At 66.9% G+C, this 19,719-nt stretch carries 19 protein-coding genes; 8 read left to right on the forward strand and 11 right to left on the reverse strand.

Annotated features, from left to right (window positions below; all coding sequences use genetic code 11):
• The first annotated feature begins 285 nt into the window (after positions 1-285).
• The 6 genes from pilB (at position 286) to CDO81_RS06125 (ending at position 5,825) form a co-directional block, all read left to right on the forward strand.
• Positions 286-1,953, forward strand: coding sequence for a type IV-A pilus assembly ATPase PilB (pilB, locus tag CDO81_RS06100; protein WP_193466486.1), 1,668 nt, complete (start codon positions 286-288; stop codon positions 1,951-1,953).
• A 19-nt stretch (positions 1,954-1,972) separates the two neighbouring features.
• Positions 1,973-3,196, forward strand: coding sequence for a type II secretion system F family protein (locus CDO81_RS06105; RefSeq protein WP_088482204.1), 1,224 nt, complete (start codon positions 1,973-1,975; stop codon positions 3,194-3,196).
• A gap of 98 nt (positions 3,197-3,294) precedes the next feature.
• Positions 3,295-4,233: a prepilin peptidase gene (locus CDO81_RS06110; RefSeq protein ID WP_088482205.1), complete on the forward strand. Its 939-nt coding sequence runs from the start codon at positions 3,295-3,297 to the stop codon at positions 4,231-4,233.
• Between the two features lie 7 nt (positions 4,234-4,240).
• Positions 4,241-4,846: a dephospho-CoA kinase gene (gene coaE, locus CDO81_RS06115; protein ID WP_088482206.1), complete on the forward strand. Its 606-nt coding sequence runs from the start codon at positions 4,241-4,243 to the stop codon at positions 4,844-4,846.
• A gap of 14 nt (positions 4,847-4,860) precedes the next feature.
• Entirely contained in the window at positions 4,861-5,616 is a 756-nt protein-coding gene (zapD, locus tag CDO81_RS06120; protein WP_088482207.1) for a cell division protein ZapD, read from the forward strand.
• A complete protein-coding gene (locus CDO81_RS06125) occupies positions 5,613-5,825 on the forward strand; it encodes a DNA gyrase inhibitor YacG (RefSeq protein ID WP_088482208.1) in 213 nt (70 codons plus the stop codon). Before zapD ends, CDO81_RS06125 begins: the two co-directional genes overlap by 4 nt.
• A gap of 4 nt (positions 5,826-5,829) precedes the next feature.
• Here CDO81_RS06125 and CDO81_RS06130 read toward each other — a convergent pair whose 3' ends face one another.
• The 3 genes from CDO81_RS06130 to tal are packed head-to-tail and all read right to left on the reverse strand — an operon-like array spanning position 5,830 to position 9,025.
• A complete protein-coding gene (locus CDO81_RS06130) occupies positions 5,830-6,450 on the reverse strand; it encodes an HAD family hydrolase (protein WP_088482209.1) in 621 nt (206 codons plus the stop codon).
• Complete coding sequence (pgi, locus tag CDO81_RS06135; protein ID WP_088482210.1) at positions 6,447-8,081, reverse strand: glucose-6-phosphate isomerase; 1,635 nt, start codon at positions 8,079-8,081, stop codon at positions 6,447-6,449. The genes CDO81_RS06130 and pgi overlap by 4 nt, the downstream gene beginning before the upstream one ends.
• Positions 8,082-8,083: 2 nt before the next feature.
• Positions 8,084-9,025 carry a transaldolase gene (gene tal / locus CDO81_RS06140; protein ID WP_088482211.1) on the reverse strand — a complete coding sequence of 314 codons (942 nt, stop codon included), beginning with the start codon at positions 9,023-9,025 and terminating at the stop codon, positions 8,084-8,086.
• A gap of 123 nt (positions 9,026-9,148) precedes the next feature.
• Here tal and zwf point away from each other — a divergent pair, with 123 nt between their 5' ends.
• Together zwf and CDO81_RS06150 are read left to right on the forward strand one after the other, a co-directional pair.
• On the forward strand, positions 9,149-10,594 hold the full coding sequence (zwf, locus tag CDO81_RS06145; protein WP_088482463.1) for a glucose-6-phosphate dehydrogenase: 1,446 nt from the start codon (positions 9,149-9,151) through the stop codon (positions 10,592-10,594).
• Positions 10,595-10,649: 55 nt separating this feature from the next.
• On the forward strand, positions 10,650-11,510 hold the full coding sequence (locus CDO81_RS06150; RefSeq protein ID WP_088482464.1) for a MurR/RpiR family transcriptional regulator: 861 nt from the start codon (positions 10,650-10,652) through the stop codon (positions 11,508-11,510).
• Between the two features lie 7 nt (positions 11,511-11,517).
• On the opposite strand, the gene CDO81_RS06155 is transcribed toward CDO81_RS06150, so the two are convergent.
• The 8 genes from CDO81_RS06155 to CDO81_RS06190 all read right to left on the reverse strand — a co-directional run bounded on the left by CDO81_RS06155 (position 11,518) and on the right by CDO81_RS06190 (position 19,706).
• Entirely contained in the window at positions 11,518-11,826 is a 309-nt protein-coding gene (locus CDO81_RS06155; RefSeq protein ID WP_158218170.1) for an STAS domain-containing protein, read from the reverse strand.
• 11 nt (positions 11,827-11,837) lie between these two features.
• Positions 11,838-12,473, reverse strand: a complete 636-nt coding sequence (locus CDO81_RS06160) for an MlaC/ttg2D family ABC transporter substrate-binding protein (protein ID WP_088482213.1) — start codon at positions 12,471-12,473, stop codon at positions 11,838-11,840.
• Positions 12,474-12,544: 71 nt separating this feature from the next.
• Entirely contained in the window at positions 12,545-13,402 is an 858-nt protein-coding gene (locus CDO81_RS06165; RefSeq protein ID WP_088482214.1) for an MlaA family lipoprotein, read from the reverse strand.
• The gene (mlaD, locus tag CDO81_RS06170; RefSeq protein ID WP_088482215.1) at positions 13,399-13,899 is read right to left on the reverse strand and encodes an outer membrane lipid asymmetry maintenance protein MlaD; all 501 of its coding nucleotides are present in this window, start codon (positions 13,897-13,899) and stop codon (positions 13,399-13,401) included. The genes CDO81_RS06165 and mlaD overlap by 4 nt, the downstream gene beginning before the upstream one ends.
• 12 nt (positions 13,900-13,911) lie before the next feature.
• On the reverse strand, positions 13,912-14,691 hold the full coding sequence (gene mlaE, locus CDO81_RS06175) for a lipid asymmetry maintenance ABC transporter permease subunit MlaE (RefSeq protein ID WP_088482216.1): 780 nt from the start codon (positions 14,689-14,691) through the stop codon (positions 13,912-13,914).
• Positions 14,688-15,500 carry an ABC transporter ATP-binding protein gene (locus CDO81_RS06180; RefSeq protein WP_241516858.1) on the reverse strand — a complete coding sequence of 271 codons (813 nt, stop codon included), beginning with the start codon at positions 15,498-15,500 and terminating at the stop codon, positions 14,688-14,690. Before CDO81_RS06180 ends, mlaE begins: the two co-directional genes overlap by 4 nt.
• A gap of 76 nt (positions 15,501-15,576) precedes the next feature.
• Positions 15,577-16,221: an energy transducer TonB gene (locus CDO81_RS06185; RefSeq protein ID WP_144397144.1), complete on the reverse strand. Its 645-nt coding sequence runs from the start codon at positions 16,219-16,221 to the stop codon at positions 15,577-15,579.
• Complete coding sequence (locus CDO81_RS06190) at positions 16,200-19,706, reverse strand: pilus assembly protein (protein WP_088482219.1); 3,507 nt, start codon at positions 19,704-19,706, stop codon at positions 16,200-16,202. Before CDO81_RS06190 ends, CDO81_RS06185 begins: the two co-directional genes overlap by 22 nt.
• Positions 19,707-19,719 lie beyond the last annotated feature (13 nt).

Raw genomic sequence — 19,719 nt, forward strand, 5'->3', positions numbered from 1 at the left:
CGACCGGAAGAGCCACGGCCTGGGCAGCGACGGGCCAGGGCCACGGCGCGGCGGGCGTGAGCCGGGGTGCCATCGGTCATGGCCCGGGCCGTGGCCGCCACGAAGGCATGACGCCCGGTGAAAGCGCGGAAAACATCACGACGACCTCGGCCCAAACCCTCGCTTCCTGCCATGCGCATGACTGGCACAATCGACGGACTCCGCCTCCACCCGTCAACGACGCAACTGCCCGTGGAAACTCCGCTCGCCGAGCCGCTCCAATCCACCCTGTCCGGGGTCGCGCGCATGCTGGTGCATGCGGGCAAGCTCCAGGCCAAGGCGGCCGAAGACCTCGTCAAGCAGGCCCGCGAGAAGAAGACCAGCTTCGTCAACGCGGTCATTGCCAGTGGCCAGGTGTCGCCGTCCGATCTCGCGCACACCCTGTCCAGCGCCCTGGCGCTGCCGCTGCTGGACCTGTCCGCGATGGATCCGCAGCGCATGCCGCAGAACGTCATCGACGGCAAGCTCGCGCATCAATACCAGGTGGTGGCCCTGTCCAAGCGCGGCAACCGCCTGTTCGTGGGCGGTGCCGACCCGACCGACCTCGAGGTCATCGAGCGCATCAAGTTCGCGACGCAGCTGCAGCCCGAGTGGGTCATCGTCGAGCATGACAAGCTCGCCAAGATGCTCAGCAACGCGGGCGCCAGCGCTTCCGAGACGCTGGAGTCGATTGCCGGCGGCGAGTTCGATTTCGACATCGCCGAAGACGATGCCACCCCGCAGCAGGAGGCTGCCGAGCTCGCCGATGTCGAAGACGCCCCGGTGGTGCGCTTCCTGCAGAAGATGCTGGTGGACGCCATCAACCTGCGGGCGTCTGACCTCCACTTCGAGCCCTACGAGTTCCATTACCGGGTGCGCTTCCGGGTCGACGGCGAGTTGCGCGAGATCACGCAGCCGCCGATCGCGATCAAGGACAAGCTGTCGTCCCGGATCAAGGTCATCTCGCGCCTGGACATCGCCGAGCGCCGCGTGCCGCAGGACGGCCGCATGAAGCTGAAGTTCGGCGCCAAGTCCATCGACTTCCGGGTCAGCACCCTGCCCACGCTGTTCGGCGAGAAGATCGTCATCCGTATCCTGGACTCCTCCTCGGCCAAGCTGGGCATCGACGCGCTGGGCTACGAAAAGATCGAGAAGGAGCGCCTGCTGGCGGCGATCTACCGGCCCTACGGCATGGTGCTGGTCACCGGCCCGACGGGCTCCGGCAAGACGGTGTCGCTCTACACCTGCCTGAACATCCTGAACCAGCCGGGCGTGAACATCTCCACCGTGGAGGACCCGGCTGAAATCAACCTGCCAGGCATCAACCAGGTCAACGTCAACGACAAGGCAGGGCTGAACTTCTCCGCCGCGCTGAAGTCCTTCCTGCGCCAGGATCCGGACATCATCATGGTCGGCGAAATCCGCGACCTGGAGACCGCCGACATCGCCATCAAGGCCGCGCAGACCGGCCACATGGTGATGTCGACGCTGCACACGAACGACGCACCCAAGACGCTGACCCGCCTGCTCAACATGGGCGTGGCCCCGTTCAACATCGCGTCCAGCGTGCTGCTCATCACCGCCCAACGCCTGGTGCGGCGGTTGTGCGAAAACTGCAAGGTGCCGGCCGACTACCCGCGCGAAGCCCTGCTCAAGGCCGGTTTCAGCGAAGACGATTTCGACGGCAGCTGGCGCCCCTACCGTGCAGTTGGTTGCAGCAATTGCACAAATGGTTACCGAGGACGTGTCGGTCTTTACCAAGTGATGCCGATCACCGAGGACATTCAACGCATCATCCTGGCTGAGGGAACGGCGATGGACATCGCCGAACAGTCCAAGAAGGAAGGCGTGCGGGATCTGCGCCAGTCAGGCCTCGTCAAGGTACGTGCCGGCGTGACCACGCTGGAAGAAGTGCTGTCGGCCACCAACGAATAATCAGTCGCGAGGAGAGCGCATGGCCACCGCCACCGCTGCAGCTAAAGGCGTCAAGGACTTTGTCTACGAATGGGAAGGCAAAGACCGCAACGGCAAGATCGTCAAGGGTGAGCTCCGTGCCGGCGGCGAGGCCATGGTCAGCGCCACCTTGCGCCGCCAGGGCATCCTCGTCAACAAGGTCAAGAAGCGCCGCGCCAGCGGTGGCTCGGCCATCAAGCAAAAAGACATCGCCGTCTTCACGCGTCAACTGGCGACCATGATGCGCGCTGGCGTGCCGCTGCTGCAGGCCTTCGACATCGTGGCCCGCGGCTCGACCAACCCGCGCCTGACACGGCTGCTGAATGACATCCGACAAGACGTCGAGACCGGCACCAGCTTGTCGGCGGCCTTCCGCAAGCATCCGATGTACTTCGATGCGCTCTACTGCAACCTCGTCGAAGCGGGCGAGGCCGGCGGTATTCTGGAAGCCCTGCTCGACCGGCTCGCGATCTATCAAGAGAAGACGGTCGCCATCAAGAACAAGATCAAGTCCGCCCTGACCTACCCGATCGCGGTGATGGTGGTGGCGTTCGTGGTGGTGGCCGTCATCATGATCTTCGTGGTGCCGGCCTTCGAGGACGTGTTCAAGTCCTTCGGCGCCGACCTGCCGGCCCCGACCTTGATCGTCATCGCCATGTCCAAGTTCTTTGTCTCCTACTGGTGGGCGATCTTTGGCGGCATCGGCGGGGGCATCTATTTCTTCCTGCAAACCTGGAAGCGCTCGGAGGCCATGCAAAAGCGCATGGACCGGCTCCTGCTGAAGGTGCCGGTGTTCGGCGACCTCATGTACAAGTCGGCGATCGCTCGCTGGACGCGCACGTTGTCCACGATGTTCGCGGCGGGTGTGCCCTTGGTGGAGGCCCTGGACTCGGTGGGCGGCGCCTCGGGCAATGCAGTCTTCGCTGAAGCCACGGAGAGCATCCAGCGGGATGTCTCCACCGGCTCGGCGCTGACCACCTCCATGACCACCACCGGCATCTTCCCGACCATGGTGCTGCAGATGGCCTCCATCGGTGAAGAGTCGGGCTCGCTGGACCACATGCTGTCCAAGGCCGCGGAGTTCTACGAGGACGAAGTGGACGAAGCCGTGAAGGCGCTGTCCAGCCTGATGGAGCCGTTCATCATCGTGATCCTGGGCGGCATCATCGGCGGCATCGTCGTGTCGATGTATCTGCCGATCTTCAAGCTCGGCTCGGTGGTGTAAAACGCCGGGGCGAGGCAGCGCCTCGCTCCTTCCACGGCCGCGCGAGCGCGGCAACGGGCTGCTCACGGGCGGCCTGAGCCCCCTGACTCTTTCAGCCCATGCCCCTCGCTCCCCTCGACTGGTCCGTCTGGCTTTCTCCCTGGGTGCTCGGCCTGTTCGGCCTGTGCATCGGCAGCTTCCTCAATGTGGTCATCCACCGCATTCCGCTGATGCTGGAGCGCCAATGGCTGCATGAGTCGGCGGCGCAACTGACGGATGCCGAGGCCATGGCGCGTGTCATCGGCGTGCCCAAGGCCGAGACGGAGAAGCTCGCCAAGGCTGTCGACGACTACGGCACCCGCATCGAAGCCCTGCCTCACTTTGGCCTGGCCACGCCCCGCTCACGCTGCCCGCATTGCGGCCACCAGCTGCGCTGGCACGAGAACCTGCCTGTGATCGGCTGGCTGCGCCTGGGCGGTAAGTGCGCCGCCTGCAAGGCACCGATCGCCAAGCGCTACCCGCTGGTCGAGCTGGCCACGGGAATCGCCTTTGCGGCGCTGTCCTGGCGCTTCGGGGCGCAGCCGACGACGCTGCTGTGGTGCGGCTTCGTGGCGGCCCTCATTGCACTGGCGATGATCGACTGGGACACCACGCTGCTGCCCGACAGCATCAACCAGCCCCTGCTGTGGGCCGGCCTGATCGCCGCCCTGATGGGCTGGACGCTGCCGCTGGACAAGGCGCTGATCGGCGCCGCTGCGGGTTATCTGTCGCTGTGGTCGGTGTACTGGCTCTTCAAGCTCGCCACGGGCAAAGAGGGCATGGGTTATGGCGACTTCAAGCTCCTCGCCGCGCTTGGTGCCTGGCAGGGCTGGCAGATGATCCTGCCGATCGTGCTCGGAGCATCCGCCATTGGCGCGGTGGTGGGCATCATCCTGAAGATGAACGCGAGCCTGCGAGAAGGGCGCTACGTGCCTTTCGGGCCCTTCCTGGCCGGCGGCGGCCTGGTGGTGCTGTTCGCGGGGCAGGCGACGGTGCTGGGCTGGCTGGGCTGGGCCTGAGGCGCCGATGCGCATCGGGCTGACCGGCGGCATCGGCAGCGGCAAAAGCACGGTGGCCGGCTTCCTGCGTGAAGCCGGCGCGGCCGTCGTGGACACCGACGCCATCTCGCGCCAGCTCACGCTCCCCGGCGGCGCCGCGATGCCCGCCATCGCCAGCAGCTTCGGGCCCGACTTCGTCACCGCCGACGGCGCTCTCGACCGTGACCGCATGCGCGCGCTGGCCTTCTCCGACCCGGCGGCCAAGCGTCAGCTCGAAGCCATCCTGCATCCGTTGATCTCCGCCGAGGCCGCACGCCAGGCCGATGCGGCCACCGCGCCGCTGATCGTCTTCGACGTGCCCCTGCTGGTGGAGTCGGGCCGCTGGCGAGCCCGCGTGGCGCGTGTGCTGGTGGTGGACTGCAGCACCGAAACGCAGACCGAGCGCGTGCTGCAGCGCCCGGGCTGGACGCCAGAGCGCGTCGCCGGCGCGCTGGCCGCTCAGACGACCCGTCAGGCGCGACGCGCCGCGGCTGACGCGGTGTTGCTGAACGAGGGCGTGTCGCTCGTTGCGCTCCGAAACGAAGTACTTGGGCTGGCTGCCCGTTGGGGCTGTGGAACAATCGCCCTGCCCTGACTGAGTTTCGCGCCGTGGTCCTGTACGAGTACCCGTTCAACGAGAGCATCCGCACGATGCTCCGCCTCGAACACCTGTTCGACCGCCTCGGCGCCCTGATGGCCCGCGACACCGCGCTCGACCACCATTTCGCCCTCGTCACCCTGTTCGAGATCCTGGACGTCGCCTCGCGCGCCGACCTCAAGAGCGACCTGCTCAAGGAACTCGAAAAACACAAGGCCCAGTACAACGCCTACCGTGGTAGCCCCGGCCTGGACGAGTCACGGCTGGACGAGGTCGTCGGCCGCATCGACGGGGCCTACCAGCGCCTCAACGCACTGAGCGGCAAGACCGGCGCCACGCTGACCGCCAATGACTGGCTGATGAGCATCCGCAGCCGCATCAGCATCCCGGGCGGCACCTGCGAATTCGACCTGCCGGCCTACTACAACTGGCAGCAGTTGCTGCCCGTGCGCCGGCGCAAGGACCTCATGAGCTGGGCGCAGTCGCTGATGCCCCTGGCCGAAGCGCTGCAATTGCTGCTCGGCCTGCTGCGCGATTCCGGCGCGCCCCACAAGGTGGCCGCCACCGCTGGCCAGTTCCAGCAGAGCTTGCCGGCCGGGCGGGTCTACCAGCTGCTGCGCATGCGCATCGACCCCAGCCTCGGGCTGATTCCCGAAATCTCCGGCCACCGGCTGATGGTGTCCATCCGCCTGATGCGCCAGGACGAAGAGGGGCGCTTGAAGCTCGCCCCGGAAGACACCGGCTTCGAGCTGGCGCTGTGCGCATGACCGATACCCTGAAACCCCGACTCGTGCGCTGCCCGCAATGCGGCGGCGACAGCGTCTATGCACCGACCAACAAGTGGCGCCCCTTCTGCAGCGAGCGTTGCCGCCAGATCGACCTGGGCGCCTGGGCCAGCGAGAGCTTCCGCGTGGCGGCCACACCGCCCCAGGACCCCGACGAACTCGGCCCCAACGGCGAACCGCTGATGCACTGAACGCTCAGGCGTTCAACAAGCGCCTCGACACCAGTTCCCGGCGGGCGCTCGCCGGGTCGGTGAACAGCACGGCTTGCCAGTCACGGGCCAGCGCGGCTTCCACATTGACGGGGTGGTCATCCAGGAAGAGCAGCTCCTGCGGCGGCACCCCGAAGTGGCGCTCGGCCAGCGCGAACATCTCGGCGCTGGGCTTGATCTGCTTCACATGACCCGAGAACAGGCCCGAGACAAACCACTCGTGCAGCGGATACGCCTTGCGCAGATGCTCCGCAAACGGCAGCGGCATGTTGGACAGGAAGTGCAGCGTGTGCCCGGCTGCGCGCAGGTCGCGGATGAGCACCTGCGTGGCGGGGATGGGCATCAGCTCGTCGGGCACGGCGCGCACCACGGCCGCTACTTCGCCGAGCGGCCAGCCGGTGCGCGCGGCGATGCGACGCACCACTTCATCGGCGCTGATGAGGCCCTGGTCGAACAGGCCCCAGTCGCCGCCATAGTTCTGGAAGAACACGGCCGCTGCCGCCGCCCCCTGCTCCAGGGTCTCGATGCGATGCGGCCAGATGCGTGCGAGGAAGCTGGCCGGGTGCCAGCGGAACACCACGCCGCCGAAGTCGAAGACGATCTTCATGCCGACAGCAGACGCTTCAGCAGGCCTGCGGTGGAGGCGTCCAGCCCGGCGGTGTCGCCCGACTCGAAGCGCGGCAGCAACTGGTTGCACAACGCCTTGCCGAGTTCCACGCCCCATTGGTCGAAGCTGTTGATGCCCCACAGCGCCCCGGTCACGAAGACACGATGCTCGTACAGCGCGATCAGCGCGCCGAGCGAGCGCGGCGTCAGGGCGTCCAGCAGCAGGGTGGTGCTCGGACGGTTGCCGGGGAAGCTGCGGTGGCGCGCCAGCACCTCGCGGTCCAGCGTGGCCGACGCGGTGGGCGCCTTCTCGGCGAGCGCCTCCGCTGCCGTCTTGCCCTGCATCAGCGCCTGGCTCTGGGCCAGGCAGTTGGCCAGCAGCTTGCGGTGCTGGTCGAGCAGCTTGTCCGCCAGCTCGCCGGTCACGCCATGGTGAGGCCGCTTCACGGCGATGAACTCGACCGGGATCACGTCGGTCCCCTGGTGCAGCATCTGGAAGTAGGCATGCTGACCATTGGTCCCCGCCTCCCCCCAGACGACGGGTGACGTGCCCACGGACAGCGGCTGGCCGTCGAGGTCCACCCCCTTGCCGTTGCTCTCCATCTCCAGCTGCTGCAGGTAGGCCGGCAAGCGGCGCAGGCCCTGGTGATAGGGCGCCACGCTGCGGCTCGTGAAGCCGTGGAAGTTGCGATACCAGATGTCGATCAGCCCGAGCAACACCGGCAGGTTGCCCTCCAGCGGCGTGGTCGCGAAGTGCTGGTCCATCGCATGCGCGCCGGCCAGCAGCGCGCGGAAGTTGTCGGCCCCCACGGCGATGGCGATGGGCAGGCCAATGACCGACCACAGCGAATAGCGCCCTCCCACCCAGTCCCAGAAGCCGAAGGCCGTGTCGATACCAAAGGCTGCTGCTGCCGCCGTGTTGCTGCTCGTCGCGACGAAATGGCGAGCCACGTCGGTGCCGCCCTGGGCCAGGAACCAGGCCTTGGCCGCCTGTGCATTGGCCAGCGTCTCCTGGGTCGTGAAGGTCTTGGACGCGATGACGAACAGCGTGTGCCGCGCGTCCAGGCCACGCAACACGGGTGCCAGGTCATGCCCGTCGACGTTGGAGACGAAATGCAGCCTCAGCCCCGGCGCGCGGAAGGCCTCCAGTGCCTGCACCACCATGGCAGGACCGAGGTCGCTGCCGCCGATGCCGATGTGCACGACGTCGGTGATGGCGCCACGCTCACCGCGACGCACGCTCTCGGCGAAGGCCAGCATGGTGTCGAGCGACGCCTGCACCTCGTCGTTGAAAGGGGCGCCGCTGCCGGCAGGCGCCCGCAGGGCGGTGTGCAGCACGGCGCGACCTTCGGTCAGGTTGACCGGGTCCCCGCGCAGCAGCGCATCGCGCCGGGCCTCCAGGCCGCAGTCCCGCGCGAGCTTCAGCAACAGGGCCAGCGTCGACGCGTCGATGCGGTTCTTGGACAGGTCGGCAAAGACCTCCGGCGCCTGGAACGACAGCGCCTGGAAGCGGCCCGCATCGGCCTGGAAGGCCGTGCGGATGTCAAAGCCGCGACCGCTCGCGGCGCCCTCCTGGTCAAAGTGGGCCTGCAGTTCGGCCCAGACGGGAGACAGGTCGCAGCGCGCGCTCATGCTCAGGCTTCCTGGATGAGCTTGTCGAGCTTGCCTGCGTCCACGGCGAACAGGCGGATGCCTTCGGCCAGCTTCTCGGTGGCCATCGCGTCTTCATTGAGCGCGAAGCGGAAGGCGGCTTCGTCCAGGTGCACGAGGGGCATCGCAGCGGCCTTGGCCGGATCGAGCTCTCGGGCGAGCGGGGCTTCGGTCGCCTGCAACTGCGCCAGCAGGTCCGGGCTGATGGTCAGCAGGTCACAGCCGGCCAGCGCCTGGATCTGGCCGATGTTGCGGAAGCTCGCGCCCATGACCTCGGTCTTGATGCCGTGTTGCTTGAAGTAGGCGTAGATCTGGGTCACCGACTTGACGCCCGGATCGTTCACGCCGGCCTGTGCCGCCTCGTCCCAGCTGGCACCGGCCTGCTTCTTGTACCAGTCGTAGATGCGACCCACGAAGGGCGAGATCAGCTGCACCTTGGCCTCACCGCACGCCACGGCCTGGGCAAACGCGAACAGCAGCGTGAGGTTGCAGCGGATGCCTTCCCGCTCCAGCTCGGCAGCGGCCTGGATACCTTCCCACGTGGAGGCCAGCTTGATCAGCACGCGCTCGCGCGGGATGCCGGCGGCCTCGTACAGGCCGATGATGCGGCGGGCGCGGGCCAGCGACGCGGCCTTGTCGAAGGACAGGCGGGCATCGACTTCGGTGGACACCCGGCCCGGCACGACCTTCAGGATCTCAAGGCCGAAGCGCACCAGCACATGATCGACGATCACATCCAGCGGCTGGCCGCGGTGGGCAGCCACCGTTTCCTTCAGCAGCGGCGCGTAGTCGGGCGACTGCACGGCCTTCAGGATCAGCGAAGGATTGGTCGTCGCGTCGCGCGGGGCGAACTGCGCCAGTTGCAGGAAGTTGCCCGTGTCGGCGACGACGGTGGTGAAGGCTTTGAGCTGGTCGAGCTGGTTCATGGTGGTGCGGTCCTCGGGTCGTTCGGATTGACCCGGCGAAGAAACTGCTGCATAGTATTTCACGAAACTTAGTTACACAACGGTTAGCGCCTCATGGGAGGCCCTGGCCTGGAGACCCCGCAGATGTCTTTCGATCTCGTGTTCTTTGGCGGCACCGGCGACCTGACGTGGCGCAAGCTGATGCCCGCGCTGTTCCAGGCCTTCCGGCACGGCAAGTTGCCCGAAGGCGGTCGCATTCTCGCCGTCGCGCGCGACGAGCAGAGCGACGAGCGTTACCGCGAGTGGCTGAAGGAGCGCTTCCGCGAGGTCGACGAGGGCAAGCGCCCGAGCGACGAGGAGTTCCAGCGCTTTGCCGGCCTCATCCACTACCGCCGCATGGACCTGTCCCAGCCCGACCACTACCAGGGCTTGAAAGACTGGCTGGATGCCCGCAACGCCGACACCGTCGTGCTGTACCTGGCCACCAGCCCGCACCTGTTCACCGGCATCTGCCAGCAGCTCGGTGCCGTGGGCCTGAACCACGACAAGGTGCGCGTGGTGCTGGAGAAGCCCCTGGGCCACGACCTGGCCAGCGCGCAGGAGATCAACCGCACGGTGCGCTCGGTGTTCCATGAGCGCCAGGCCTTCCGCATCGACCACTACCTCGGCAAGCCCTCGGTGCAGAACCTGATGGCCCTGCGCTTCGGCAACGCACTGTTCGAGCCGCTGTGGCGCCGGGAGAGCATCGCCAACATCCAGATCACGCTGGCCGAGCAGCTCGGCGTGGGCACGCGTGGCGCGTTCTACGACGGCACCGGCGCGCTGCGCGACATGATCCAGAACCATGCGCTGCAGCTGCTGACCATGATCGCGATGGAGCCGCCGGCCAGCAACGACGCCGACGCCATCCGCGACGAGAAGCTCAAGGTGCTGCGGGCCCTCAAGCCCTTCACGCGTGAATCGGTGGGCCGTGATGTCGTGCGCGGCCAGTACCGCGCCGGCATGTGCGGCGGCCATCCGGTGCCGGGCTACCTGGAAGAGGTCAAGGTGCCGCCTGACAGCCACTGCGAAACCTTCGTCGCGCTGCGCACCGAGGTCGAGAACTGGCGCTGGGCCGGCGTGCCCTTCTACCTGCGCACTGGCAAGCGCCTGACGGCACGCGACGCGCAGATCGTCGTGAACTTCCGCCCGGTGCCGCACCAGATCTTCCCGGGCGCGAGCGTCCCCAACCGCCTCGTCATCAAGCTGCAGCCGGAAGACGGCCTGGAGCTGCAATTGCTGGCCCAGAAGGGTTCCGGCCATGGCGAGCAGCTCACGCCCGTCACGCTGGACCTGGACTTCGACAAGGCCTTCGCCACGCAGCGCGTCGGCGCCTATGAGCGCCTGCTGCTGGAAGCGATTGCCGGCCGCCTGAACCTGTTCGTGCGCAGCGACGAGCAGGAGCAAGCGTGGCGCTGGGTCGAGCCCATCCTGGATGCCTGGGCGGAAGACGGCAACGGCCCGCGCCCCTATGCCGCCGGCTCGTGGGGGCCGGCAGCAGCCAGCGCCTTGGTCGCGCGCGACGGCTTCAGCTGGGCGGAGGAACAATGACCACGGCCACCTTGCACCGCAACGCCCTTGCCTTCGGCCGGGAGCCGGCATGAGCATCCTGGAACGCGTCAAGGCCGCCCTGCCTGCGCTGCCGCCCGCCGAGCAACGAGTGGCCAAGCTGCTGCTGGCCGATGCGCGCAGCTTCGCCAGCCTGCCGGTCAGTGAACTGGCTGACCGCGCCCACGTCAGCAAGCCCACCGTCGTGCGCTTCTGCCGTAGCGTGGGCTATGACGGCCTGGCGGACTTCAAGCTCAAGCTCGCCGGCAGCGTGAACGAAGGCGTGCCCTTCGTGCATCGCGCCGTCGACGAAGACGACAAGCCGTCGGACATCATCGTCAAGGTGGTGGACAACGCCGTCGCTGCGCTGCTGCACTATCGCAACGATGCCGCCAGCCACGCCTTCGAGCGCGCCATCGACGCGCTCGCGGAATCGGCACGCCACGGGCGCCGCATCGAGTTCTACGGCGTCGGCAACTCCGGCATCGTGGCGCAGGACGCGCAACACAAGTTCTTCCGTCTGGGGGTGAACACGGTCGCCACGAGCGACGGCCATGTGCAGTTGATGAGCGCCACGATGCTGCAGCCGGGCGACTGCGCGGTGATCATCAGCAATTCGGGCCGCAGCCGTGACCTGCTCGACGCCGCCGAGATCGCGCGCAAAAAGGGCGCGACCATCATCATCATCACGGCCAGCGCCTCGCCGCTGGCTCAGCTCGCCCTGGGGCCCAGCCAGATCCTGCTGGCGGTGGACCACCCGGAAGACTTCGATCGCTACAGCCCGATGGTGTCGCGGCTGCTGCACCTGATCGCGGTGGACATCCTGACGACCGGCGTGGCGTTGCGCCTGGGCCAGCATCTGCGGCCCGTGCTGCAGGAAATCAAGAAGAACCTGCGCGCCAAGCGCTACGCAGGCTGAGGCGCCTTCAAACGGGCGTGGAGGCTGCAGCCGTCGGCCACAGCAGCTCGGCCACGCCGTAGACGCGGGCGAGCTCTCGCAGTTTCTCGGGCGCGTCGTTCAGCTTGAGCGTCACGCCCTGCTCGCTGCACTGGCGCGCGGCCGACAGCAGCAGGCTCAGGGCTGACGAATCGAAATCCGTCAGCCCGGCAGCCGACAGCCGCACCTCCCGGCCGGCCGCGTCGAGCACTTGAGCCGCCTCGGCGCGCAGCGCTGGCGACATCTGCGCCCAGGCGGCACGCGCGCCGTCCATGCGCAGGCGCGCGGGGAGCTTCAAGCCACTCAAGATCAGCCCTTGGCCGGCGCGGCAGCCTTGGCGTTCTTGTCGGCCAGGCTCTTGATCAGGCCGTCGATGCCGTTGGCGCCGATCTCCTGGGCGAAGCTGTTGCGGTATTGGTCCGCCAGCCAGATGCCGAGCACGTTGACGTCGTAGATCTTCCACTCGGCGCCGGCCTTCTCCAGGCGGTAGTCGAGCTGGATGGGATCACCCTTGCCGCGGATCTCGGTGCGAACGACCACCTCGGTGGCGCCGTCGGCAGCACGCAGCGGCTTCAGGCCGATGGTCTGGTCCTTCACCTGCGTCAGCGCGCCAGCGTAGGTGCGCACAAGCAGCGTCTTGAACTCGGCCTGCAGCTTGTTCTGCTGGTCTGGCGTGGCCTGGCGCCAGAAGCGGCCGACGGCGGAGGCCGTCATGCGCTGGAAGTTGACGTGAGGCATCACCTTGGTGTCGACCAGGGCAATGATCTTGTTGATGTTGCCGGACTGGATGTCCTTGTCGGCCTTGACGGCCTCAATGGTTTCCAGGGAGAGCTGGCGGATCAGTTGATCCGGCGCGCTGGCATCAGCCGCGTGGGCGGCATGCACGAGGCCGAGGCCAAGCGTGGCCACGGTGAGCAGTCGGCGCAGGGAATTCAGCAGAGTCATGGTGTCACTTTCTAGGAACGGGACAGGCACTCAACGCGCCAGGCCCGGGTTCGGTTGGCTCAACGCGCCGTTCAGCGCGCGGCGGCGGATGCCGGCTCGGCGGGCTTCTTGACGGTCGGGGCCGGCTCGGAGGCGGCCGGAGCGGCCGAGGCCGTCCCCTCAGGCGCCGACGCGCTGCTGCCGGGCACCAGCACCTCGACCTCATCGTCATCATCGAAGCTGCCGCGGCGCTGAAGGTAGGCGTCCCGGTAAAAGGTGTATTTGTCCAATGCAATGCCTTCCAGCATCTCGCCGGCGCGCAGGAAGTTGGCCCGGGTGTTGATGAGGTTCAGCGCGGTGATGGCCACCTTCTTGCGGCCGTCGTCGAACACGACCGCAGGCGAAGCCTGCCAATCGACCGGCAGCGCGAGAGAGTCGCGCACCGACGACGGGCCGAACACCGGCCACACGATGTACGCGCCCGTGCCCATGCCCCACTTGCCCAGCGTCTTGCCGAAGTCCTGGCTGTTCTTCTCCAGCCCGGCCTCGGTCGCCACGTCGAGCACGCCGGCCAGGCCGAAGGTGCTGTTCACGGCAAACCGCATGCCCTGCTCCACGCCGGCCTTGAAACGACCCTGCAGCAGCAGGTTGATGGCCGACCAGGCATCACCAATGTTGCCGAAGAAGTTGTCGATGCCCGTGCGGATCGGCGAGGGCACGACGTTGGAGTAGGCCGTCGCGACCGGCTTCAGCACGGCCTCGTCGAGCTTCTCGTTGAAGGCGAACACCTTGCGGTTCCAGGACTCCCAGGGGTCCAGGCGCTGGCCTTTGGAGCCCATCACCTTGTCCACGGCGCGCTCGATGCGGTTGCCCATGCCCTTGACGGTCTGGCAGCCCGCCAGGCCCAGTACCAGGGCCATCAGGGCCAGGGTCTTGAAGAGGCGGCTCACGGTTTGCCTCCCGATGCAGCCGGCTGTGCAGCGGCGCTGCCCATGTCGGCGGCCTTGCTGTTGATGAACTGGCCAATCAGGTTCTCAAGCACCACAGCGCTCTGGGTCTGGCTGATGATGTCACCGCTGGCAAGGTTCTTCTCGTCAGCGCCCGGCTCCAGACCGATGTACTGCTCACCCAGCAGACCCGACGTCAGGATCTTGGCCGAGCTGTCCTTCGGGAAGAGCGTGCCCTTGTGCAGGTTGATGACGACCTTGGCCTGGAAGGTCTTGTCATCGAAGCTGATCGACTCCACGCGTCCCACCACCACGCCGGCGCTCTTGACGGCGGCCCGGGCCTTGAGGCCGCCGATGTTGTCGAAGCGTGCCGAGACCTGGTAGGTCTCATCGAAATTGAGGCTGAGCAGATTGCCCGCCTTGAGCGCCAGGAACAGCAGGGCCGCGCCGCCGATCAGCACGAAGAAGCCCACCCAGGCGTCGTATCGAGAGGATTGCATCCTTCCTTCTCCCTAAATCGAAAACATCAGCGCCGTGAGCATGAAGTCCAGCGCCAGCACGGCGAGAGACGACAGCACCACGGTGCGCGTGGTGGCGGCCGACACGCCTTCGGGGGTCGGGCTGCAGGTATAGCCCTGCAGCAGCGCCACGAAGGTGACGGTCACCCCGAACACCAAGCTCTTGATGACGCCATTGCCTACATCGGCAAAGACGTCCACACCGCCTTGCATCTGTGACCAGAAGGCGCCAGCGTCGATGCCGATCAACGGCACGGCCACCAGCCATCCGCCGATGATGCCGACGGCTGAAAACACTGCCGCAAGTAACGGCATCGCGATGAAGCCGCCCAGGAAGCGGGGCGCGAGCACGCGCTGCACGGGGTCGACGGCCATCATTTCCATGGCGGTGAGCTGTTCGCCGGCCTTCATCAGGCCGATCTCCGCCGTCAGCGACGTTCCGGCGCGGCCAGCGAACAGCAGAGCCGACACGACCGGCCCCAACTCGCGCACGAGGCTCAGCGCCACCAGAAGCCCCACCGCTTCGGCGGAGCCATATCGCTGAAGGGTGTAGTAGCCCTGCAGCGCCAGCACGAAGCCGACGAACAGGCCGGAGACGCCGATGATGGACAGCGAACGGTTGCCCAGGTAGTAGATCTGCTCGCGCACCAGCACGAAGCGCGTCAGCGCTCGGGGCGAGCGGGCCAGCAGCGTGAAGAACAGCCGCGCGGCACCGCCCACGTCCACGAGCGTGTGCCGCAGGCTGGCACCGATCCGGGAGGCCAGCGCCATCATGGCTGCACCCCGAAGTCCTCAGCCACCGGCTTGGCCGGCTGGTGGAAGCGCACCGGCCCGTCAGCTTGCGCGCCCACGAACTGGCGCACCAGCGGGTCGTCACTGTGCCGGAGCTCATCGGGCGTGCCCTGCGCCACCACGCGGCCGTTGGCCACCATGGCCACCACGTCGGCGATCTCGAAGGTTTCGTGCAGGTCGTGGGAGACGATGACGCTGGTCAGGCCCAGTGCGTCGTTCAGGTCGCGGATCAGCCGTGCCGCCACGCCCAGGGAGATGGGGTCCAGACCGGCGAAGGGTTCGTCGTAGAGCACGAGGTCGGGGTCCAGGGCGATGGCACGGGCCAGGGCCACCCGGCGGGCCATGCCGCCGGAGACTTCGCTGGGCAGCAGGTCACGCGCGCCGCGCAGGCCCACGGCGTTGAGCTTCATGAGCACGAGGTCGCGGATCATGGCCTCGGGCAGGTCGGTGTGCTCGCGCAGCGGGAAAGCCACGTTCTCGAACACCGTCAGGTCGGTGAACAGGGCGCCGAACTGGAACAGCATGCCCATGCGGCGCCGCACGGCGTACAGACCGGCGAGGTCCAGCGGGGCGAGATCCTGGCCATCGAACAGCACCTGGCCGCTCAAGGGACGAAGCTGGCGGCCCAGCAGGCGCAGCACGGTGGTCTTGCCACCGCCGGAGGTGCCGATCAAGGCGAGCACCTTGCCGCGCTCGAGCTTGAGGTTGACACCGTTCAGGATGACGCGGTCGCCGTAGCCAACGCTGACGTTGCGCAGTTCGATCAGGGGAGCGGATGCCGAGGAAGTCACGCGATCAGGCCAAAGCCGGGCGGGAGGAAGGGCGCCATGATAGGGGAAACACCAAGCCATCCCGCGGACCCGGGTTTCAGGGCGGCTGCGCCGCCCCGACCCCGTCGAACTCGACCTCCACGCGCATCACCGTCTTGACCGCCTGGCCATTCAACTCGCCTGGGCTGAATGACGCGGCCATGAAGGCCTCACGAGCGACCTCGTACAAAGGGCCGGGCAGCGACATGTCCTCATCGGGCTCGACCCGCTTGACCCGCCCCTGCTCGTCAAGGTAGAGCTTCAGGACGCCCCGATAGGCGCCCCGGGCCAGCCAGTTGGCCGGCCAGTCGAGCAGCACGGGCGCACGGGCCACGGGGCCGACGGTCAGCAAGGCGCGCGGCACGTAAACGGCAGGCTCGACCACCGCGCCAGGTGGCACGACCGCCGCCACCTCGGCCGGCTGCAAGGGCGTGAGGACCGCCCCACCGGCCGACGCGGTCAACACCGGCCGAGGCGGTTCAGGCGACGGCGTGGCGGCGGCCTGTGCCGTGACCGACCTGACCTTCAACGCCGGGGGCGTTGAACTCGGCCGGGGCAGCAGATGCTCGCGCTTCCAATCGCCCAGCGCTTGGGCGCCGGAGACCAGCAAGGCCAGGTGCAACAGCAACGCCGCCGCCACAGCCCAACTCGGCAGCCCCCGCCGGGCCGCCGGTGCCGGCATCAGTTCATCAGCTCGCGCCATGAGATGCGGCGCAGCGACCCAGGCGTGGCGGTGCTCAGCGGCGCACCGTCGTAGTTGTCATTGACGCCGTCCGTGCGCTGCAGCAGCGTGACCTGCTTGCCCGTGGACGTGACCATCGGCGTGATACCGGCGATCAGCGTCGTGACGGAATAGGCCTTGAGCGGCTTGCCCGAGCCCACATCCAGGTAGTAGAGCCAGCCCGTGCCACCCGGCGAGCAGACGGTCGGCGTCGGGATGTTGGAGGCCACGATCAGTTGGTTGAGCTGCTGATCGAAGTCCACGTTGACGCGCTCGCCGGACGTGAGGTTCAGGTCGACGTACCAGCCCTTCTGGGTGGCCCAGTTGATGGTGGCGCCGTTCTGCAGGCCGCTGCGGTCAGCCGCCAAGGTCTGCTTGACCATGCCGGAGTTGCTGCGCAAGGCACCCAGGCCGGTTGTGCCGAGTTCGTCCTTGAAGGTGTAGATGGACTGCAGCGAGGAGTCCCCCACGTCCGTCGTCCCGAGGTAACGACCAGTCGCCACCGACACCACGGCGTACTTGTAGTTGCCGTCGATGATCTCGGTCAGCACGGGTCGGGTGGTGATCGGCTGGTTGCTGCCCGTCTGGCCGAGCAGCATGCTTTCCTTGCCGCTGGGTGCCAGGTTGTCGTCGAAGTCGAAGCGCCAGACGTTGCCCAGCATGTCGCCACCGTACACGCGCGCAGCGACACCGAGCTTGTCGTCGTCCACCCAAGCGTTGATCTTGCCCAGGTTGCTCGGGGTGCTAGTGCTGCCTGCGGTGGTCGCGATCTTGCCGTTGGGCATCAAGACGCCCGTCACGGCATCCAGCACATACAGGTAGCCCAGGCCTGAACCGGGGCTCACGTTGTTGTAGCCGGAGCTGAACATCACCACCCAGCGACCCGCCTTGTTCTTCGTGATGATGGGGTTGCCGTAGGTGTAGCCGAGGTCGGTTTCGGTGTACTCCCACAGGGCGATCGGCGCATTCGGGTCGGTGATGTCCAGCGCGTAGTAGCCGCGGCCACCCTTGCCGAGGCCGCCGACCAGGATGGTGCGCCACTTGGTGCCGTCGTAGATGTCACCCACTACCGGCGCGCCGTCCACATAGAAGCGATGCTTGGATTCGTAGTTGGCATCCGCCAGCAGGTACATGTTGGACATGACCATCGACGGCACATAGGCCCAGAGCTCCGTGCCGCCGGTGCTGTCGTCTGCCACCTTGATGGCGTGCAGCATGCCGTCGTTGGCACCCACGTAGAGCACGCCGGTGCGCGTCGCGGTGGTGGCCGCAAAGGCCGCATAGCCGGTATCTGTCAGCCCCAGGGGTGACTTCTTGACGTAGACCGGTGCGCCGTTGACGACGTCACCCATCGGACCGGCACGCGTGCGGAACACCTGATCCGCCGCCGCGCTGGCAGACTGCTCGTACGTCGTCGCACCACGCAGGTATTCGATCAAGTTGGCCGCCGTGGCCTTGGGCTTCGCAGCTGCGTCCATCGTCGTGCACTGCGTCAGCTTCTCGCTCCCTGTGACGCACAGGTTGTCGAACAAGCTCAGCTTGCCCGCCGCCGTCAGGTTGGTCGCATTGAACTCAACCAGCGTGTTCACACCACTGTTGAACAGGATCTTGCGCGTGCCCTGCGCCTTGATCCGGTCAGCGGCCGACCAAATTGGCGTACCCGGGTTCAGAATGTCGCCGGTCGCCGTGTTGAGCTTGAAGGCGTTGACCGTTCCGTCCCAGGTCTTGGTCGTGTAGAGCGGGATGAAGATCCAGTCGTCACCGGACGAAGGCGTCAGCGAGCTGGTCGCCGCAGCGGACGAGCTGCCCGTAGAAGCTTCGATCCGGCTCAGGGCGTCCACCAGGCTGGTCGCCATTTCCGCTGCATTGTTGGCGCTGTAGTAAGTGCCGCGGCCATTGACGGCGGCGTGCCAGAGGTCGTCCACCGCCGTCAGCGTGTCCGCAACCGGTTCGGGCCAGATCTTGGTGCCCTGCTTGATGTCGAAATAGTCACCGCTCTGGCGGGTCTCATAGTCCTTGACGTAGGTCAGGGTGCCGTTGAGGCCCAAGCCCAGCGTGAAGGTCGTCATGTGCTGGGCCGAGTTGTTGTCCTTGCGGTCCGTCGGCACGATGTTGTCGCAGACGTCCTGGTTCGCGATCGAGCCGGTGCAGTTGTTCAGGGCCGGCGTGCGCAGGTCGGTGATGTAGTAGTACTGCGCCACGTCGGCCAGCGTGTTGGACACGCCGGCACCGTTGTTGGCCTCATCGCGGATCGGCCGATCGATCGAGGTGCCGCCGTCAGGGTTGCCGATGTCCGTGGTGCCGTCAACTTGCTTCGGAATGACGGTGGCCTGGTTCCAGTAACCGTCGGTCGACAGGATGGTGTAGTTGCGCTGGCAGGCGTACTGCATCGGGTCCGTCTGGCCGCTCAGCTTGTTCGCAAAGTAGCGGCCCGCGCGCGCCAGCGCCGGGCGCAGCGGCGTGTTGCCCGACGTGGCCGTGCCGTAGAGCCGCTTGAAGAACTCGGTTTTCTGCGTGCCGGCGTCGAAGTCCGCCACGTTCAGGAAGCCCGTGCTGTTGGCACCGCCGTTGGCGTACTCGCTGATCTTGGAAAAGCCGACGCGGAAACGCGTGGCATCGATCTTCGCGAACGCCATGCCCGCGCCCGCCCGCATGGCCAGCATGCGGGTGCGGTAGTAGGAGTACCAGTTGGCGTAGTTCTGCTTCTGGGCCGTGGTCGCGTTCTTGACGCGCACGATGTCGAAATCGACGCTCTGGCAGCTGGCACCGGTGTTGCCGGGCTTTGGGGTGGCCCACAGGAATGGGCCGAGGTCACCGTCCGTCACCGTCGTGGTCGTGGTGGTCTGCATGGTGCAGCTGTTCGCCACGTTGTTCCGGCAGGAACCGCCGGGAACAGTTGGAATGCGCGAGTAGGTCTTCACGACCGTGGTGGTGCGGTCGTTGGCCGAGTCGTAGGTCGATGTCGACGAGCTCGCAGGCACCGTGCAGGCTGCTTCGTTGCGCGCACCGCAGATGGCGGATGTCACCGTCGTGGTGGGCGTGCCGATGGTGGCCCCCAGCACATCCGGCGTCTCGGGGTTCTGGTTGCTGAGGTCGGTCGTGCCCGAGGTGCTGCTGTAGCCGTCGTTCTTGGCGGCTGTGAAGCTGGCATCCGCCATCGGCGTGCCGTCCGGGTTCAGCGGCGCCGGGTAGGTCCGGTTGGGGTCGTAGAAGATCTTGTTGGCCCCGACCCAGCCAAAGCAGACGTTACCTGTGGGTGCGTTGTCCGGCAGGTAGTTGAAGCCCATGGAGCCGGAGTTGTCGAGCACGAACATCAGGTTGGCACGCACGACGGTGCCATTGGCCATGCTGCTCAACGGGCGATCGGCCAGGTCCGCGTTACCGGCCGTGGCCGTGGCCGCGGAGAGGATCAACGGCAGGCCCGCGACAATGCGCCACAGGCGTTGGAACAGGGGTGTCGTAGTCATGCTGGAACTCCTG

Source organism: Roseateles puraquae (assembly GCF_002205845.1).
GTDB lineage: Bacteria > Pseudomonadota > Gammaproteobacteria > Burkholderiales > Burkholderiaceae_C > Pelomonas > Pelomonas puraquae.

What these genes read in the sequence shown, in the direction of transcription:
- pilB (WP_193466486.1), top strand. Translation starts at nt 286, where the DNA reads ATGCTGGTGCATGCGGGCAAGCTCCAGGCCAAGGCGGCCGAAGACCTC.
- CDO81_RS06105 (WP_088482204.1), top strand. Translation starts at nt 1,973, where the DNA reads ATGGCCACCGCCACCGCTGCAGCTAAAGGCGTCAAGGACTTTGTCTAC.
- CDO81_RS06110 (WP_088482205.1), top strand. Translation starts at nt 3,295, where the DNA reads ATGCCCCTCGCTCCCCTCGACTGGTCCGTCTGGCTTTCTCCCTGGGTG.
- coaE (WP_088482206.1), top strand. Translation starts at nt 4,241, where the DNA reads ATGCGCATCGGGCTGACCGGCGGCATCGGCAGCGGCAAAAGCACGGTG.
- CDO81_RS06125 (WP_088482208.1), top strand. Translation starts at nt 5,613, where the DNA reads ATGACCGATACCCTGAAACCCCGACTCGTGCGCTGCCCGCAATGCGGC.
- CDO81_RS06130 (WP_088482209.1), bottom strand. Translation starts at nt 6,450, where the DNA reads ATGAAGATCGTCTTCGACTTCGGCGGCGTGGTGTTCCGCTGGCACCCG.
- pgi (WP_088482210.1), bottom strand. Translation starts at nt 8,081, where the DNA reads ATGAGCGCGCGCTGCGACCTGTCTCCCGTCTGGGCCGAACTGCAGGCC.
- tal (WP_088482211.1), bottom strand. Translation starts at nt 9,025, where the DNA reads ATGAACCAGCTCGACCAGCTCAAAGCCTTCACCACCGTCGTCGCCGAC.
- zwf (WP_088482463.1), top strand. Translation starts at nt 9,149, where the DNA reads ATGTCTTTCGATCTCGTGTTCTTTGGCGGCACCGGCGACCTGACGTGG.
- CDO81_RS06160 (WP_088482213.1), bottom strand. Translation starts at nt 12,473, where the DNA reads ATGACTCTGCTGAATTCCCTGCGCCGACTGCTCACCGTGGCCACGCTT.
- mlaD (WP_088482215.1), bottom strand. Translation starts at nt 13,899, where the DNA reads ATGCAATCCTCTCGATACGACGCCTGGGTGGGCTTCTTCGTGCTGATC.
- mlaE (WP_088482216.1), bottom strand. Translation starts at nt 14,691, where the DNA reads ATGATGGCGCTGGCCTCCCGGATCGGTGCCAGCCTGCGGCACACGCTC.
- CDO81_RS06185 (WP_144397144.1), bottom strand. Translation starts at nt 16,221, where the DNA reads ATGGCGCGAGCTGATGAACTGATGCCGGCACCGGCGGCCCGGCGGGGG.
- CDO81_RS06190 (WP_088482219.1), bottom strand. Translation starts at nt 19,706, where the DNA reads ATGACTACGACACCCCTGTTCCAACGCCTGTGGCGCATTGTCGCGGGC.